Consider the following 16114-nt stretch of genomic DNA (forward strand, 5'->3'; position numbering starts at 1 on the left):
CTCCTCGTCTTCAGGCCACGGAGATGAGCACGGACTTGGTCTGCAGGTACTCGTCGAGGCCCTCGGGACCGCCCTCGCGGCCGTAGCCGGACTGGTTCACGCCGCCGAACGGCAGCGCGGCGTCGAGCAGCGCCCAGCCGTTGACCCAGACGATCCCCGCGCGCAGCCGCTCCGCGACCCGGTGCGCGCGGGCGATGTCGGTCGTCTGCAGTCCGGCGGCGAGTCCGTACTGCGTGCCGTTCGCGAGGGCCACGGCCTCGTCCTCGGTGTCGAACGGCTGGACCGTGAGCACCGGGCCGAAGATCTCGTCCTGCACGAAGGTCGAGTCCTGCGACACGTCGGCCAGGACGGTCGGCGCCGCCCAGAAGCCGGGCCCGTCGTGCACCGGGCCGCCGCCGTACACCTTCGCGCCGCCCTGGCCGGCCTTGTCCAGGAAGGCCCGGACCTTGGCGAGGTGCCGGGGTCCGGCCATCGGGCCGATGACGGTGCCCTCGTCGAAGGGGTCGCCGACCGGGACGTGGCCGATCGCGCCCGCCAGCGCCGCGACGACCTCGTCGTACACGGGACGCTGCACGAGCAGTCGCGATCCGGCCATGCAGAACTGGCCGGTGTTGAAGACGAAGCCCGAGATCGCGGTGTTGATCGCGGCTTCGAGGTCGGCGTCCGCGAACATGATGTTCGCGCTCTTGCCGCCGAGCTCGACCGTCACATGCTTGAGCGTCTCGGCCGCGGCCGCCGCGATCCCGCGGCCCACCGCGGTCGAACCGGTGAACGCGATCTTGTCCACCCGCGGATCGCGCACCAGCGTCTCGCCCACCGAACCGTCGCCCGGCAGCACGTTGAACACGCCGTCCGGGACCCCCGCCTCGTGCAGCACCTCGGCGATCCGCAACGCGGTCAGCGGAGTCTCCTCGGCGGGCTTGTGGATCACGGTGTTCCCCGCGGCGAGCGCGGGCGCGATCTTGATCGAGGACAGGATGAGCGGGAAGTTGAACGGCGTGATCGCCGCGACCACGCCGATCGGCTCGCGGCGCGTGTAGGCGAAGGTCGGGCGCCCCGTCCGCCTGACCGAGCCCTCGATCCCGGCCGCCAAGGCGCCGTAGTAGTCGATCTGGTCGATCGTCGTGGCCACATCCACCATGCGCGTGAACATGATCGGCTTGCCGGTGTCGAGCGACTCGAGCCTGGCCAGCTCCTCGGCCTGTCCGCGCAGGATCTCCGCCGCCCGAAGCAGGATCCTGCCCCGCTCGCGCGGCGCAAGCCCAGACCACGAGCCGTCGTCGAACGCCCGCCGCGCGGCGGCCAGCGCGAGCTGCGTCTCGGCCGGTCCGGCCTGGGCGACCGAGGCCACGGCCGCCCCGGTCGCCGGATCCAGGATCTCGCGCACTCCGTCGGCGGCGACCCACGCCCCGCCGATGAACAGCTCACCCGGCGGCAAGCCGATGTCGTCCTTGATGGTGGGGGGCATGGTGCGGTCTCCTCGTCCTCGAGGGGCGGCGACGCGGGGGCCCCGCGCGTGGAGCCGACATTAGGCAGCTATCCGACTGCCGTCAAGAGTATGCACTGCATCCGGCGCGAACATCCGGATGGCGCTGCATCCGGATGGCGCGGCCCGAGACCCCGCCACGTTTCGACAGACGGCAGCACGAGCGAAGGGGATAACCGCTGTGCGGCGAGCGGGTTAGCGGCTATCGTGAGGTGCACGTAGAAGATGGCTTATTCACTTTCAGCTACGGGGGCGGAATGTACCGGCGAACTGCGGGCGGCGGAGCGGGCGGCCGATTTCCCGGTATGGCGCCGCGTCTCGCGGGCTTTACCGGGCCGGTGGTGGTCGCGGCGGATGTGCCGGAGGGCCTGATCGCTCTGCCCGGGTTCCAGGAGGCCGACGGGCGGCCCTGGTCTGTGCAGGTGCGGTATCGCGATCCCGGCGATGCGCGGCGGCGCGTGGTCGTGCGCACGACACGCGGCGCTCTGGACTGGACGCCAGTGATCGGCACCGTGGAGAACGTGTACACGGTGATGGCCAACTGCGAGGCGAGGCCGGTCGAGCCGGTACTCGAGCACGCGACGCTGGTGGAGGTCGACGACGCTGGTGCTGTACCAGGCGTGCGGATCGACTGCCGTGACGGTGACTGCGCGGTGGCGTTCGATTGGCAGGGCCAGCACGTCTATGTCGTCGGGGTTCGGGAACTCGTGGACGGACTGCGACTGCGTAGCGGCGCCGTAGCCGACTTCGAGGCCTACGACGCCGCGCATCTCGCCAGGTACGGCCCGGGGGCTCAGTAGAGGTTCGTCGAGGCGCTGACGTTCGCGGCCTCGCAGGTGGTGCCGTTGTCCAGGAACGCGGCGCCGCTGGTGACCTCGGCCCACGAGTAGCCGGTGACGGAGTGGTGGGTCTCCCATGTCGTGTACCACTGGTGGTCGCTGGCGAGGTAGTCGCCCCAGCTCTCGTTGCCCACACCGGCGTTGTCGGTGACGGACACATTCCAGCTGAAGAGCCAGGCGCCGTCGTCGACGGTGAAGCCGGTGTAGACGTTCGCGGCCTTGCCGCCGATGGCGGTGTAGTCCATGGTGGCGGTGCCACAGTTGCCGGGGACGGTCGTGTTCGGCACGACCGCGCTGTTCGCGCCCTTGGCGACCGCGTACTGGTGGCCGTCGGGCGCGGTCTTGACCAAGTATCCGTGTGCTCGTGCGACTGTGGCATTGAAGCCGACGACGTGCATCTGCACCGTGACCCGCACGGTGTGCGGCGCCGCGGCGGCGCTGGCGGTGCCCGCAGTGGCGGCGGTGAGGCCCACCAGCGCAATGACGGCGGCGGACAGCGCGAGCACGCGCCGGCCACTGCCTGATGTGAGTTTGCGCAGGACGGAACCGAACGATCTCATCTGACCCCTCCGGATGATTCGGATGTGCCGTGCGAAGTTGCGGTAAACGGGGAATCGCTCTCTTCCGCCCCCGTCCGAGCAGAGTAGAGCCCTTATTCGCTCGCCCACAACTGCTTTACGGTCGCGGCGGCATCCTCGCGGGATCAGGCGGCCGGAACTCCGGCCATGCGGGCTGCCCGGACGGCCGGGGCACGGTCGACTGCATCAAGGCCTTATCCGAGACCGACCTGACTGAGGACCTCAAGCGCATCCAGGTCCCAACTCTGCTCATCCACGGCGACGACGATCAGATCGTTCCGCTCATCGCGTCGGCCGAGAAGGCGGTCAAGCTCCTGGCATGACCGACGAAGTCGCCGAGCGCATCGCCACACTCGGCGCCGTGGGTCGGGGAACCTCCAGCGCTTTGGTAGCCGAGCGGACGTGGGAGCCCGGATCATCCTCGCCCGGCGTGATCTGCCGCGGCATCGAACAGCTCGATCGCGGTCGCGGCGGCATGCTCAAGAAGCGCGTCGGCCGCGGCCCGGTCTGCCAGTGCCCTGGAGATCTGGATGCTGCCGGCCATCATCGCGAACGCCGTCGTTACGGCAGTGCGCGAGGCCGCGGGGTCGCCGGGCGTCAGACGCTGCGCGAGCGCATCGATGAGCCCACTGAGCCCAGCGGTGTAGGTCTGCCTCGTAGCGTCGGTGCAGCGGCCGATCTCGTCGAGCAATGCGGCGGACGGGCAGCCGCCGACATGGTCGTCGCGGTGCGCGGCGGACAAATAGCCCCGTACGAACTCCTCGATACCGGCGCGGCCGGCGGGCAGGGCGTCGACGACTTGCTGCTGCTGGGCGAGCTGGTCTGCTACGGCGTTCGCCACCAGGTCGTCCTTCGAGGCGAAGTGCTTGTAGAAGGCCCCGTTGGTCAGGCCCGCGTCCGCCATGAGCCCGGCGATGCCGGTGCCGTCGATCCCGTCAGCCTTGAACAGGCGGCCGGCCGAGTCGAGGATCTTCCGCCGCGTCTCGTCCTTGTGCTCCTTGGAGCGCCTCACATGTCCTCCCGTGCCAACCGGTCTGGGTTGCGTACCGGGAACCAGTCTAATAGATTACAGTCATAATCTAAATCAGTCCGTCAACGCCCCTCCGAAGGAGAGACCCATCATGGACAGCTACGCCACCGTCAAGACGCAGACCGTCGAGGCCGACAACGGCATCACGTACGCCTACCGCGACCTCGGCGAGGACAGCGCCGCGCAGCCGCTGGTGCTGCTCCAGCATTTCCGCGGCAACCTCGACAACTGGGACCCCGCGCTCGTCGACACCCTCGCCGCCGGCCGCCGGGTCATCACGTTCGACAACCGCGGCGTGGGTGCCACCACCGGCACCGCCCCGAACACCGTGGCCGCGATGGCCGAAGACGCCATCGCGTTCATCACCGCGCTCGGCCTGACCACCGTCGACCTGCTCGGCTTCTCCCTCGGCAGCTTCGTCGCCCAGGAGATCGCCCTGATCCGCCCGAACCTGGTCCGCCGCATCGTGCTCGCCTCCGCGGCACCCCAGGGCGCCTCGGGGATCCACGGCTGGTCGCCGGATGTCGTCGCGGCAGTCGGCGGCCAGACCGCTTCGGCCGAGGGCTACGTGAGCATCTTCTTCACCAAGCCCGAGAACGCCACCGCCGCCGGACGCGTTTTCGGCACCCGCACCGAGGGCCACGACGCACCCGTCACCTGGCCCACCGTCACCGCCCAGTACGACGCGATCACCCGCTGGGGCATCCCGAACCACGCCCTACTCCAGCGGGTACAGGGCATCACCCAGCCGGTGTTCGTCGCCAACGGAGACAGCGACCCGATGATCCTGCCCCGGTACACCCACCTGCTCGCCGGCCTGCTGCCCGACGCCACCACCAAGATCTACCCGGACGCCGCCCACGGCTTCCTGTTCCAGCACCACGAGCAGTTCGCCGCCGACGTCGCCGCATTCCTCGACCGCTGAGCGAAGCCCTCAATCCGAACCGGCCGGAAGGAGCAGCCTAACCACCCCTGCCAACCGATCAGCGTTCCCTCCGACAGCCGGGCCGGCCCGCGCTTCACCCGCGCGGGCAGACCGGCGCCGGTGTCCGCGAATCGTTCGATACCCCGACACCGTCAGGTAGGTATCCCGCGGGAGAGATCGAACCCGGACTGCTCGTCCCACGCCACCGCCGACCACAAGCGCTCCAGCGCCGCCCAGATCCGGTCCACCAGCACCCAGTCCGGGTGACCGCCGCTCAGCGAGATCACCGCATACAGGTCGCTGCCCCAGATCCCGCGCGCGTCGTCCGGGTCGATCCTGATCACCACCTCGGCGTTATGGGCGACCCCGAGATGAACCTCCAAGGTCAGCCTGTCGCCCTCCGCCATTCCCTCGGGTGTCCTCGTCGCCAGCCGGTACGCCGCGACCTCATCTACCGGCATCACCGGGCCGCACACCTCGGCGAGGACAGAAGCGCCGTCAGTGAGCACTTCGTCCAGCAGCCGACCGATTGCATCCTGCGCGTTCTGCTCGCCGCAGCGACCGAAGAACGAGAGCCTGTACACCATCTCCGTGGCCGCCGCTCACGCTTCGGCTTCGTCGGCAGGGGCGACCGCGAGCGGGAAGCCGAGCGCATCGAGCAGGGCGATGAAGGCGTCCTCGACGAACACCTCGTGTGAGCGCAGCACAGCGTCGATCGTGCCCTGATTCACTGTCGTCGTCACCCCGGCTGCAACCGCCCACTGGATTGCTGCCTCGGCTGCGGCGGGCACCGCGCGCACGCCGTCGAATGCCGGCGCCGCCAACAGCGACCCGTCGCTGCGCCCGAACACGAACTGGCCTGAGAACCCCACCGAGACCTCCCTGACGATGCCGCGAGAACGATACGCGCCAGCGCCGACAGAAACCCGCACGATCAACGGCTGCGCTGCCGCATCGCTCGCCGATCGACGGAATCGAGCGGCTCCTCTAACCTCTGCTCCCATGACCACCCGGTTCGATCATCAGCTCGCCGAGATACGTGCTGCCATGCAGCAGGGCAGCGATCGGCACTTCTTCCAGGCTCTTCGCGCTCTGGCCTCTGATACCGAGGACTTGAGCGACGAGGAGTCGACCACGCTCGTCCAGAAGATCGCACCAATGCTGCCCGGGCTGGTCGGAACGTTCGCCAAACTGGCCATCGTCGCGGGTGCCATGGTCGAGCGAGGCGCTTCGCCGATGTCCCTGGCTGAAGTCCTCCCAGAGCGGGTCCTCATGACCATGGCGAGCTACCTGACGCTTGAGCGGATCTGGGATCGGGCCGCGCAAGGACGGCCGCTGCCCGAGTTCACGCCGCCCCTCGATCAGATGCTATTGCACGAGATCGAGGAAACGGTGGCGGTGTACGTCAGGCGTTCTGGACAGTCTGAGCAGGCTGAACAGTCCGGGCGGAGGATCGCGCAGATCGCCTACTCGTGGTTCAGTCTCGAGGACTGGATCAACCCCTTGATCTCCGCGATGACGAGCAGTCGCGAGTTCCGTGACGCGATGGCATGGCGCGAGGACATAGCCGACGGGGCAGGCAGGCTCAAGCACCGCTCCGAGCGCGCATACTGGCTGCACGGCCTCTGCCTTGTGCGCGACGACGAGCCGCTGATCGTGCTCGACCCGACAACCGGCCGCGGCTTCCGGCTCACCATGAGCGGGGTGGGCGACAACTACCAACTTCACACGCTCCTCGCCGACCGGCTCATTCGGCCGGAGCACGGGGGACTGCTCGATACGCAGCCGCCGGAGCCGGCTTGGGTCGAAGCGGCCACCACCGCCTCTCCTGGGCCATTCGACGTGACCAACCCGATCATGCGCAGATTCCGCCTGTTCGACGGCCACGGCGGCTACGTGTACCCCGAGGGCCGGCCGGCCGACATCGAGCCGCTCGACGGCGTGCGAGTGCTCGTACTTCATCCGCCGAACGGAAACTACGGCTGGAGCAACGGCCGGGCCTACGCGAGCATGGTTCCCACGCTCACGCTCGACCGGGAGATCGAACCGGCGGAGGCAGCCCAATGGCTCTCCCGTATCGCACCCGCCCGGGAGACCGACATGATGGCACGCAGCCCCCGGTAGCCGGCGGAATCCGCTACGGGAGCAATCACCCGCAGCCAGGGGGAGTTCAGCTCGAAAGGAGAGGCCGACCAGCGGCATGACGCCGCGCGACTGGAGCTTCTTGCTCGCAGCCCGCGCGGTCGCGAAAGAGTGCGCTGCAGGGCGAGGAGGTCGGCACGTCCAATGACGTCTCGCGTGCCAACCCTTCAGGCTCCGATCCGGGGCCGCTGCGCGACAGCCCGGGGAATAGCCGGCCGGCGGCACGGGTTTCCGGAAGTATGACCACTGAGGATCTTGGCCGTGTTGCGATCTGGGCTCCCTACACCCACGTGGATGCGCACGTCGCAATCGAACTGGAAGAGCTCGGCTACGGCGCGATCTGGCTCGGCGCGTCTCCTGGTGCCCAGCTGGACATGGTGGACCCGCTGCTGGACGCGACTGAGCGACTGACCGTCGGCACCAGCATCGTCAACATCTGGGCGTCCGCGCCCGGCCCGGTGGCGGAGTCGTTCCACCGGCTGGATCAGAAGCACCCCGGCCGGTTCTTACTGGGCATCGGCGCAGGCCATCCGGAGGCCACCTCGGACTACCGCAAGCCGTACGACGCGCTGGTCGACTACCTCGACAAGCTGGACGAGCACGGCGTGCCGGTACAGCGACGCGCGCTGGCCGCGCTCGGGCCGCGCGTGCTCGAGCTGGCCCGTACCCGCACGGCCGGAGCGTTGCCGTACCTCATCACCCCTGAGTACACGCGCGGCGCACGGAAGCAGTTGGGGCCGAACGCGCTGCTGGTGGCCGAGCAGAAGATCGTGCTCGACGCGGATCCCGAGCGCGCCCGCGAAATCGGCCGGAAGCGCGTCGGGATGTACCTGGGCTTGTCGAACTACGTCGCGAATCTCAAGCGCATCGGCTTCACCGAGGAGCATCTGGAGTCTCCCGGCAGCGACCGGCTGATCGACGAGCTGGCCGTACACGGCGATGTCGAGGCGGTCGCCGCAGGGCTGCGCGCGCACCTGACCGCGGGCGCGGACCAGGTCGCGATCCAAGTGCTTTCCGCGGACAACGACATCCTGGGCGCGGCGCGCGCCCTCGCCGGGAGGGTGTGAGTTCGTCGTCGTCGGCTTCGCTGGAAGGTGTTGGGGTTTTCCGCAGTCGTGCCGGCAGAGATCCGCGGCGATCGGGGGCGATCGGCGGCGATCCGCGGCGATCGGCAGAGATCCGCGGCATCGGCGGACGATGACGTCGCAAGGACGGGTTCGGAGCGTTGCGCATGGGAAGTCCATGCTCTGCCTTTGACTTCACCTGTCGCAGGCAGAGCATGGACCGAGATCATCCGTTCCCGCTGACCGGCCGGGAACGCACGGTGTTGAGGCTTCTGTCCGTCGTCAGGACGGCATTGCCCACTGCTGGGTCCAGAGGCCGTTGCAGTCGTAGATCTGCAGTTGGGTTCCCTCGGTGGTCACGCCGCTCGGGTCGTCGAGGCAGCGGCCGGACTGCGGGTTGTAGAGCGAGCCGTCGGAGCGGGGGACCCATTGCTGGCCGCCGACGCCGTTGCAGTCCCACAGTTCGACCTTGCTGAAATTGGCGGTGCCGTCGCCGACGATGTCGAGACACTTGCCGTAGGCGCGGATCGTGCCGTCGGCGAGTACGCTCCACTGCTGGCCGGGCACGCCGTTGCACTGCCAAAGCTGGACGGCGTTGCCGTTGGCGTCGGTGTTCTTGTTGTCGTCCACGCATTCGCCGGTCGAACCGGGGCCGGTGATGGCCCCGGCCTTGGTGATGTGGATGTTCTCCCACGAGGCAGTCGCGTCGTAGTCGCGCACGCCGACAGAACCCTGCGAGAAGGAGCAGTCGTTGAGGTGCAGATAGACCGGATTCGAGTTCGTGCCGGTCGGCTCCCCCTGGACGGTGACATCGCATCCTGTCACGCCGATAGTCAGGTGGTACCACGAGCCGGTCGCGAGGCCGCCGGGTATCGGCGTGGAGGCGAGCTGCGTCCAGCCGTAGGCTTCCTTCCCGACAACCACACTCGATGACGTGACGCCCACGTAGTAGGCGTCCTCGTTGTCGGTGCCGGTGGTCGGGTCGGTGGTGCGGACGAGGAATCCTGCGTTTCCGTTCGCGCCGACGCTGTTGAGCCGCACGTCTCCGGCGACGTCGTAGTCGGTCCAGCCGGTCGACCCGGTGACGGACTTGTTGCCTCCGGTGCCGCCGGCGGTCTCGCCGTAGACACCGCCGGATGTGCTGAAGCTGCCTCCGTACTGGTCCCAACCGCCGTCGCCGTTGGTGAAGTCGGCGGTGTCCGGCAGCACACCGGCATTGGCCGATCCGGTCAGCTCTTCGCAGTTGTACGGGCCCGCGGCTCCCGCCGCGCTGTAGCGCACGGCCGTGCCGTCGGCGGAGACCAGCAGGTCGGGGTCGTAGTTCAAGCCGCACTGGCTGGAGTTGCCGCCGGCGGTCGGCACGGCGATCGGTGAGGGCATCCACGACCAGCTGCCGCTGCCGGAGTTCGTGTTGACCAGCACGACTTCGCCGCTCTCCGGCGTGCCGCCCGCCGACCGGACCTCGCTGTGGCCGGAAAGCAGCAGCTCGCCGTCCGGGCCGCCCTTGGGGCTCCACGCCAGGACCGGCGTCCCCTCGAGGTACCGGCCGTCGCTGGTCTCGGCCATCGTTCCGGTGTCGGTGGGACCCGAGCCCCAGGTGTCGCCGTCGCTCGAGGTCTTGTAGTGCACCGAGCAGTTGGCCGGGCCGCACAGCTCGTACGTCATGACATACTGGCCGGTCGGTACGATCTTCGCGATGGTGACCATGCCGGGACGATCCGCCTGGATGGTGCTTGCCACGTCCTTGACCTCGCCGGGCGCGAACTTCGTGGAACCGTCGAGGTTGGCGCTCCAGGTGTCGCCGCCGTCGGTGGAGATCATGTGGCCGAGGAACTGGCTGTAGGTGGCGTTCTGCCGCTCGTCGGAGAAGTACATGACCATGTTCCCGGCGTTGTCGAGGCCGACGAACGGCTCCCAGATGCCGTCGCCGTCGGCGCCGGGCGAGGTCTGGATGACGCCGACCGAGCTCCACGTGGCGCCGTGGTCGAAGCTGCGCCACTCGCGGAAGCTCACGCCCGCGCGGTTCGCGGGCAGCGTCGCGCCGACGAGCAGCAGTGTTCCGGCCGGGTAGTTGCCGAGCTGCTGCGGATACTCGAACAGGAACGGCTGGTAGGAGAAGGTGTCGCCGGCGACGGTGGACAGGGTGGACCAGCTGGCGCCGTCGCTCGTGCTCTGCTTGATGATGTAGTCGCTCTGCGTGCCGTCGGTGTTCCAGTGCTCGAAGGTGGCCAGCAGCGTGCCGTTCGACCCGCCGCTGTGCGCGAGCCGGATCATCCGGACGTAGGCCATGCCCTCGGTGCTGGAGGACGGCGCGTAGAGCGTGTTGCCGATGACGTTCGCGTGCGCGGGTGCGAGCTGCAGACCGAGCAGGGCGGCGAGCAGGCTGAAGAACAGGCTGATCGCACGCCACCCGGGGCGGCTGCGGCCGCCGGGAAGAAGTCCCGGACGGCTGTGGGTACTCATCAGATATCTCCAATTCGGCGCGTCATTGCGTGAACGGGCGAATTTGCGTGAGTGGGACCGATCGCGCGCGGATGCGCGGCGTCGGGTCAGTCCTTTCCGACACCGGCGGAGATGCCGGCGACGATGTGGCGCTGCAGGATCACGAAGACCACGAGCAGCGGAGCGGTGCCGAGCAGGACGGTCGGCAGCAGTTGGGAAGCGCTGTAGCTGTGCGTGCCGATGGTGTTGTAGACGTCGAGCGTGATCGTCTGCTTGTTGTCCGAACTGAGCATCACGAGCGGGATGATCAGGTCGTTCCAGATAGCGAGGGTCAGGGTGATGATCAGCGTCGCGCTGGCCGGGCGCAGCAAGGGCAGTACGACGTGCCAGTAGGTGCGCAAGGGTCCGGCACCGTCGATCGCGGCAGCCTCCTCGAGCTCGGCCGGAACCGACCGCAGGAAGCTGGTGAAGAACAACACGGCGAACGGGAGGCTGATCGCCGCTTCGGAGAGGATGACGGAGGCGAAGCTGTCGAGCAGATGCAGGTTGCGCATCAGGATGTAGAGCGGCGTGATCAGCACGAAGACCGGGATCGTGAGCCCCGCGACGAAGAACTGGTAGACGATCTTCGTCCACGCTCGGCTGAGCCGGGCGAGCGGCCAGGCGCACAGCGAACCGGTGAGCAGCACGACCAGCGCCGAGCAACCGGTGATCAGCACGGAATTGAACACACTGCGCCCGTAGTCCATCGTCTGGAAGGCGTTGGAGTAGTTGGCCCAGTCGAGGTGGTGAGGCAGACCGAGGGGATTCGAGGAGGCGTCCGCGTCTGACTGCAGGGACACCTTGATCGCCAGGATGATCGGGGCGACGAGAACGAGCGTCACGAGCAGCAGACCGGCCGCCGAGATGCGCGAACGCAGCGCGCGGCGGCGAGATCCGGGACGGTTCCGCGGGGCGGGTGCCTTCGCGCCGTCACCAGCGCGGACCGGTGTGGTGAGCACGGAACTCATGCGGCGACCTCCCTGCGGCGCAGCACCGTGGTGACGAGGATGCTCGCGATGATCGTGATGACCAGCAGTACGACGGCGATGCTGGTTCCGTAGGCGAACTGGAAGTTCTGGAAGCTGTCGGTGTAGATGACGTAGCTCAGCGTCTGGGTGCTGTTTCCCGGGCCGCCGTTCGTCATGACGAACGGCAGGTCGAACACGCGCAGCGAGCCGATCGTGGACAGGGTGACGTTCACGGTCAGCGAAGGCGCGAGCAGGCGCCAGTCGATGTATTTGAAGCGCCGCCAGCCGGTCGCGCCGTCGAGAGACGCCGCCTCCAGCACACTGGCCGGGATCGCGAGGTAGTTGGCCAGGAAGATCGTCGCCGTGTAGCCGAGGTACATCCACATGTATGTCGCGGCGATGGACGCCAGCGCGGTGGACGGATTGCCGAGCCAGGACTGTTCGAGTGACTGCAGCCCTAGTCCCCCGAGGATGGCGTTGAGCGGCCCGCCGATCGGCGAGTAGATGAACTGCCACAGGTAGGAGACGGCGACCAGCGCCATCATGGCGGGCAGCAGCATTCCGGTCCGTGCGATGGTGCGGATCTTCGGGTGGCTGTAGAGCCACGCGGCCACTGCGAGACCGAGGGCGTTCTGTACCACGACGACGAACACGGTGTAGATCAGCGTGTTCTTCAGCGCGGCCGTGACCTGCGGATCGTGCAGGAGAGCCCGGTAGTTGGCGAGGCCGACGAACGACCCGCCGCGCAGTCCCCGCGCGTTGGTGAGGCTCAGCTGGATGGATTCGATGGCCGGGTAGAGCACGAACAGCGCGTAGAGCACTGTGGCGGGCAGCATGAGGAGCAAAGCCGACCGACTGTTGAGTTTCATGTGACACCTCGTCTGATTGCCAGGCGGCCTTGACGGGAGGGCCCTGCGGGGCAGGCGCGGGGGCCCGTGGGGCGGGCCCCCCGCGCCCGCCCCACGGGCCTCAGTGGACGGCGCTGAAGATCACTTCGAGGCGGTCTTGGGAATCTGCTGGTCGAGCGCGGACAGCAGCGCGGCATCCGGCTTCGAGGGGTCGCTGAACAGCGCGGTCAGCTGCGGCTTGAACTTGTTCTCGGAGTCCGGGTCCGCGATGAACTCGATCTGCGAGGGGCTGGTGTCGCCCGCGCTGAACGCGTTGTAGACGGGGGCGGATGCGGCCACATGCGGGCTCGGCACGTCGGTGAGGGTGGTGAACGAGCTCTCCGCCGCGAGGTACGCGCTGTCCTGGGCCGGCTGAGCCATGAAGGCCACGTACTCCTTGGCCGCGGTCTGGTTCGGGGACTGCGAGTAGACCGACCAGCCGGAGCCGATGAACGTGAAGGTCTTCGGAGTGCTGCCCGCCGCGCCGCCGGGGAACGGGTTGAGCGAGAAGTTGAACGACGCGGTCTGCTTGTAGTGGCTCAGGTCCCAGGCGCCGTCGACGAAGAAGGCGTATTTGCCGGAGGCGAAGTCCGCCGGGCCCTGCACGAACGGGTCGATGCCGTTCATCGTCTTGCCGTCGACGTATCCGGATGACAGAAGCTGCTTCAGCTTGTCGATCACCGGGCTCCAGGTCGCGGCCCACGTCGAGCCGCCGCTGTCGTACTTCGAGCCCCAGCTCGTGTCGATGAGGTTCGCCGCCAGGGCGAGCGAGAGCTGCTCGGCATCCCAGCCCTGCAGGTTCGGGACCTCGATGCCGCCGTCACCCTTGGCCTTGAGCGTCTGCAGGTCCGAGAGGAACTCGGGCCACGTCGTCGGGACGCTGTCGATCCCGGCGCGCTTGAGCAGATCGAGGTTGGCGTACAGGCCGATCGGGATGTTCTGCTGGATGAACGCGTACGTCTTGCCGTCGCGCTGGGCGAAGGGCTTGACCTTCGGCAGCAGCGTGGAGACCCAGGACTGGTCGCTGAGATCGCTCAAGAAGCCCTGCTGCACCCACGTCGTCTCGTAGTACGGATTCACCATCAGCACATCGGCGGCGGTTCCCGCGGCCAGTCGTGTGTTGTTGTAGGCCTCGTACTCGCTGTTCGCGACGTACTTGTAGTTGATTGTGACGTTGGGGTAGGCCTTTTCGAAGGCGGCGTTGATCTCGGGGATGTCGGCGAGCTCGGTACCGCCGCCCTCGAAGCCGACGACGTTCAGAGTCACCTTCCCGTTCGCCGACGACCCACCGGACGAAGAACATGCGCCGAGCGTCACCGCCGCGGCGCAGGCGAGCGCCATCGATGCCGCCAGAGTCCGAGTACGTAGTGCCACGATTTCTCCTCCATTGGAGTTGTGGTGGTTGCGGGGTCTCAATCCCCGAGCTCGTAGGCCGCGGGGCGCGACTGGATCGCGCGGATGCGCGATACGTCGAGCTTGCAGCCGCGATCGAAGCGGTACACTCCGTTGCGCTCCTGGAACACGTCCGTCAGCTGCGTGAAGCAGTAACCGAACATGAGCGGGTTGCCCAAAAGGGCGTCGACGAGGCCGGCGAAGCGCTCGTACCACTCCTCCTCGGTACGCGGCGCGGTGCCGTACCCCCAGCCCTCGGCATCGCGGCCACGGTCGCGCGCCGGATCCCAGAGGATGCCGCCGAATTCGCTGCAGAAATAGGGCTGGCCGGCGTAGGGCTTAGACCAGGTCGTGCCATCCGGCGCACGGTTGACGTAGGGAGTGCCGTCCGCCAGTCCGGCCATCGCCTTCGCGAAAAGATCCGGTTCCTGCTCGTAGTTGTGCGAGTCGTAGACGTCCGTCCATATGACACGGTGCGAGTAGCCGGACGCGTCGATCACCGGCCTCGACAGGTCAGCCGCCTTGGTCGCGAGAAAGAGGCCGAGCGTGACGTCGTCAAGGGTGGTGATCCGGTCGCCCAGCGGCTGGAAGGTCTCGTTGAGGGGACACCAGCCGATGATCGCCGGATGCGAGTGATCGCGTTCGAGTACTTCGAGCCACTGGGTGATGAACGACGCCGTCGGCTGCTGCCCTTCCGGACCCGAGCCGACGCGCGCTCCCCAATCCCCGAACTCGCCCCACACGAGGTAACCGAGCCGGTCGGCATGGTAGAGGAATCGCTCCTCGAACACCTTCTGGTGCAGCCGCGCTCCGTTGAATCCGGCCTGAAGCGCCAGTTCTATGTCGCGGACCAGGGCGGCGTCGTCCGGCGCGGTCATCAACCCATCCGGATACCAGCCCTGATCCAGCACCAGCCGCTGGAAGACGCGCTCGCCGTTGATGAGCACCGCGCGCCCGTCGATGGACACGCTGCGCAGACCGGCGTAGCTGCGCACCTCATCGACGAGTTCGCCCTCCCCGCCACGCAATTCCAGCCGAAGGTCGTAGAGGTGCGGGTCCGCAGGGCTCCACACGCGCCGCCGCCCGGCGGGCACGGGCAGCACCAGTACGGGGGCGCCGTCGATGTCGAGCGCCGCCTCCGCCCGGGCGACCTCGCCGGCCTCGTCGGAGATGACAGCTTGTACGCGCAGGGCCGCCGCCGCACTCGAGACGGGAACGGTGACCAGGAATCTGCTGCCGGAGAGGTCGGGCGTGATCTTGGCGCGCTTCAGATGCACCTTGGGAACCGGTTCGAGCCAGACCGTCTGCCAGATTCCGGTGCTTCGCTGGTAGAACGCTTCGTAACCGTGGTAACGGGTGGACTGCTTGCCCCGGGCCTGGCTGCCGCCGCGGCTGTCCCGAGCTCGCACGGTGATGTCGAACTGGCGGCCCGGCTCGATCAGATCGGTGATGTCCAGGCTGAAGCCGGTGAACCCGCCGCGGTGCCGGCCCGCCTCCACGCCGTCGATCCACACCGTCGCGTCGTGGTCGACGGCCTGGAAGTGCAGCAAGACCCTCTCTCCAGCCCAGTCGGCCGGCACTGTGGCCGAACGCCGGTACCAGACCGCCTCGAGGAAGTCCGTCACGCCGACCCCCGAGAGCTGCGACTCCGGTGCGAAGGGGACGGTGATCTCGCCGGACAGCTCCGCCTCGAGCAGACCGCGCTCGTACCCGGAATCCGCCTGGTCGATTTCGAACCGCCAGGTCCCGTTGAGGCAGAGCCAGCGCTCCCGGACGAATTGAGGCCGGGGGTACTCGGCCCGGGGCATCGGCCGCACCGGCGTCTCGGCCGCTTGCATCGTTGCAACGTTCACGGGAAGTGAGTATCGCCGCCGAGCTTGCATCGTTGCAATACCCCCAAGATAACGAACCGGTTACGACGCGCGGCGGCCAGGTCGGAGTGACACTGCGACGCATGCTGATTCATGAGGCGTCCGCGCGCAGGATAAGCGCCGTCCGCGCCAGGAGTACCGCACCCGTCCTCGCCCGCGGCCGACTCGTCGGCACCGTGGAACGCTGACCCGCACCGACAGCGGCCGCCCTTCCGGATTCGCCGCGGCGGCGCGCAGGAGTACGCATAGCCTTCGTCGACGTTCACGGGCCCAGCCTGGCACCCGTCGCGTGGTGGCCTTCACCCGGCCACAACTTACATCGGCACATCCGCGACAATCCGTCCGCGAAGATCGGACCCTGCGATCCTCTTCCCCCGACCGCTTGACGCAGCGTCGAAGCGGTGGCTCAATAAGGCCTTGCAACGTTGTAAACGCCTTCCCGGCAATG

At 67.9% G+C, this 16114-nt stretch carries 14 protein-coding genes and 1 pseudogene; 5 read left to right on the forward strand and 10 right to left on the reverse strand.

What is annotated here, in order from left to right:
* Nucleotides 1-10: 10 nt before the first annotated feature.
* Nucleotides 11-1468, reverse strand: coding sequence for an aldehyde dehydrogenase family protein (locus KDK95_RS02240; protein ID WP_212516271.1), 1458 nt, complete (start codon nt 1466-1468; stop codon nt 11-13).
* A gap of 323 nt (nt 1469-1791) precedes the next feature.
* On the opposite strand from KDK95_RS02240, the gene KDK95_RS02245 reads away from it, so the two are divergent.
* Entirely contained in the window at nt 1792-2286 is a 495-nt protein-coding gene (locus KDK95_RS02245; protein ID WP_212516272.1) for a hypothetical protein, read from the forward strand.
* Here the strand turns inward: KDK95_RS02245 and KDK95_RS02250 are convergent.
* The gene (locus KDK95_RS02250; RefSeq protein ID WP_212516273.1) at nt 2280-2885 is read right to left on the reverse strand and encodes a hypothetical protein; all 606 of its coding nucleotides are present in this window, start codon (nt 2883-2885) and stop codon (nt 2280-2282) included. The two genes, KDK95_RS02245 and KDK95_RS02250, sit on opposite strands and share 7 nt — an antisense overlap.
* Nucleotides 2886-3070: 185 nt before the next feature.
* Between KDK95_RS02250 and KDK95_RS38080 the strand changes: the two are divergent.
* Nucleotides 3071-3220 (forward strand): annotated as a pseudogene (locus tag KDK95_RS38080) (alpha/beta fold hydrolase); the annotation flags it as partial.
* 98 nt (nt 3221-3318) lie between these two features.
* Here the strand turns inward: KDK95_RS38080 and KDK95_RS02255 are convergent.
* Nucleotides 3319-3915: a TetR/AcrR family transcriptional regulator gene (locus KDK95_RS02255; RefSeq protein ID WP_212516274.1), complete on the reverse strand. Its 597-nt coding sequence runs from the start codon at nt 3913-3915 to the stop codon at nt 3319-3321.
* A gap of 109 nt (nt 3916-4024) precedes the next feature.
* On the opposite strand from KDK95_RS02255, the gene KDK95_RS02260 reads away from it, so the two are divergent.
* Nucleotides 4025-4858, forward strand: a complete 834-nt coding sequence (locus KDK95_RS02260) for an alpha/beta fold hydrolase (protein WP_212516275.1) — start codon at nt 4025-4027, stop codon at nt 4856-4858.
* 152 nt (nt 4859-5010) lie between these two features.
* Here KDK95_RS02260 and KDK95_RS02265 read toward each other — a convergent pair whose 3' ends face one another.
* Both KDK95_RS02265 and KDK95_RS02270 read right to left on the reverse strand, forming a co-directional pair.
* Nucleotides 5011-5445: a hypothetical protein gene (locus tag KDK95_RS02265; RefSeq protein ID WP_212516276.1), complete on the reverse strand. Its 435-nt coding sequence runs from the start codon at nt 5443-5445 to the stop codon at nt 5011-5013.
* 15 nt (nt 5446-5460) lie between these two features.
* Nucleotides 5461-5868, reverse strand: a complete 408-nt coding sequence (locus KDK95_RS02270; protein ID WP_212516277.1) for a hypothetical protein — start codon at nt 5866-5868, stop codon at nt 5461-5463.
* On the opposite strand from KDK95_RS02270, the gene KDK95_RS02275 reads away from it, so the two are divergent.
* Both KDK95_RS02275 and KDK95_RS02280 read left to right on the forward strand, forming a co-directional pair.
* Nucleotides 5861-6982: a hypothetical protein gene (locus KDK95_RS02275; protein ID WP_212516278.1), complete on the forward strand. Its 1122-nt coding sequence runs from the start codon at nt 5861-5863 to the stop codon at nt 6980-6982. The two genes, KDK95_RS02270 and KDK95_RS02275, sit on opposite strands and share 8 nt — an antisense overlap.
* A 257-nt stretch (nt 6983-7239) precedes the next feature.
* Nucleotides 7240-8067 (forward strand): LLM class F420-dependent oxidoreductase, encoded by an 828-nt coding sequence (locus KDK95_RS02280; protein ID WP_212516279.1) that lies wholly within the window; start codon nt 7240-7242, stop codon nt 8065-8067.
* A 279-nt stretch (nt 8068-8346) separates the two neighbouring features.
* On the opposite strand, the gene KDK95_RS02285 is transcribed toward KDK95_RS02280, so the two are convergent.
* The 5 genes from KDK95_RS02285 to KDK95_RS02305 form a co-directional block, all read right to left on the reverse strand.
* Nucleotides 8347-10527, reverse strand: coding sequence for a ricin-type beta-trefoil lectin domain protein (locus tag KDK95_RS02285; protein ID WP_212516280.1), 2181 nt, complete (start codon nt 10525-10527; stop codon nt 8347-8349).
* A gap of 86 nt (nt 10528-10613) precedes the next feature.
* A complete protein-coding gene (locus KDK95_RS02290; protein WP_212516281.1) occupies nt 10614-11516 on the reverse strand; it encodes a carbohydrate ABC transporter permease in 903 nt (300 codons plus the stop codon).
* Nucleotides 11513-12385, reverse strand: coding sequence for a carbohydrate ABC transporter permease (locus tag KDK95_RS02295; protein WP_212516282.1), 873 nt, complete (start codon nt 12383-12385; stop codon nt 11513-11515). The genes KDK95_RS02290 and KDK95_RS02295 overlap by 4 nt, the downstream gene beginning before the upstream one ends.
* A gap of 120 nt (nt 12386-12505) precedes the next feature.
* Nucleotides 12506-13777 carry an ABC transporter substrate-binding protein gene (locus tag KDK95_RS02300; protein ID WP_212516283.1) on the reverse strand — a complete coding sequence of 424 codons (1272 nt, stop codon included), beginning with the start codon at nt 13775-13777 and terminating at the stop codon, nt 12506-12508.
* 38 nt (nt 13778-13815) lie between these two features.
* Nucleotides 13816-15633 (reverse strand): glycoside hydrolase family 2 protein, encoded by a 1818-nt coding sequence (locus KDK95_RS02305; RefSeq protein WP_372463252.1) that lies wholly within the window; start codon nt 15631-15633, stop codon nt 13816-13818.
* Between the last annotated feature and the right edge of the window lie 481 nt (nt 15634-16114).

The sequence above is a fragment of the Actinospica acidithermotolerans genome (assembly GCF_018139625.1).
In the GTDB taxonomy this organism is placed as follows: domain Bacteria; phylum Actinomycetota; class Actinomycetes; order Streptomycetales; family Catenulisporaceae; genus Actinospica; species Actinospica acidithermotolerans.

What these genes read in the sequence shown, in the direction of transcription:
- KDK95_RS02295 (WP_212516282.1), bottom strand. Translation starts at nt 12,385, where the DNA reads ATGAAACTCAACAGTCGGTCGGCTTTGCTCCTCATGCTGCCCGCCACA.
- KDK95_RS02265 (WP_212516276.1), bottom strand. Translation starts at nt 5,445, where the DNA reads ATGGTGTACAGGCTCTCGTTCTTCGGTCGCTGCGGCGAGCAGAACGCG.
- KDK95_RS02305 (WP_372463252.1), bottom strand. Translation starts at nt 15,633, where the DNA reads ATGCAAGCGGCCGAGACGCCGGTGCGGCCGATGCCCCGGGCCGAGTAC.
- KDK95_RS02245 (WP_212516272.1), top strand. Translation starts at nt 1,792, where the DNA reads ATGGCGCCGCGTCTCGCGGGCTTTACCGGGCCGGTGGTGGTCGCGGCG.
- KDK95_RS02260 (WP_212516275.1), top strand. Translation starts at nt 4,025, where the DNA reads ATGGACAGCTACGCCACCGTCAAGACGCAGACCGTCGAGGCCGACAAC.
- KDK95_RS02275 (WP_212516278.1), top strand. Translation starts at nt 5,861, where the DNA reads ATGACCACCCGGTTCGATCATCAGCTCGCCGAGATACGTGCTGCCATG.
- KDK95_RS02290 (WP_212516281.1), bottom strand. Translation starts at nt 11,516, where the DNA reads ATGAGTTCCGTGCTCACCACACCGGTCCGCGCTGGTGACGGCGCGAAG.
- KDK95_RS02285 (WP_212516280.1), bottom strand. Translation starts at nt 10,527, where the DNA reads ATGAGTACCCACAGCCGTCCGGGACTTCTTCCCGGCGGCCGCAGCCGC.
- KDK95_RS02280 (WP_212516279.1), top strand. Translation starts at nt 7,240, where the DNA reads ATGACCACTGAGGATCTTGGCCGTGTTGCGATCTGGGCTCCCTACACC.
- KDK95_RS02240 (WP_212516271.1), bottom strand. Translation starts at nt 1,468, where the DNA reads ATGCCCCCCACCATCAAGGACGACATCGGCTTGCCGCCGGGTGAGCTG.
- KDK95_RS02250 (WP_212516273.1), bottom strand. Translation starts at nt 2,885, where the DNA reads ATGAGATCGTTCGGTTCCGTCCTGCGCAAACTCACATCAGGCAGTGGC.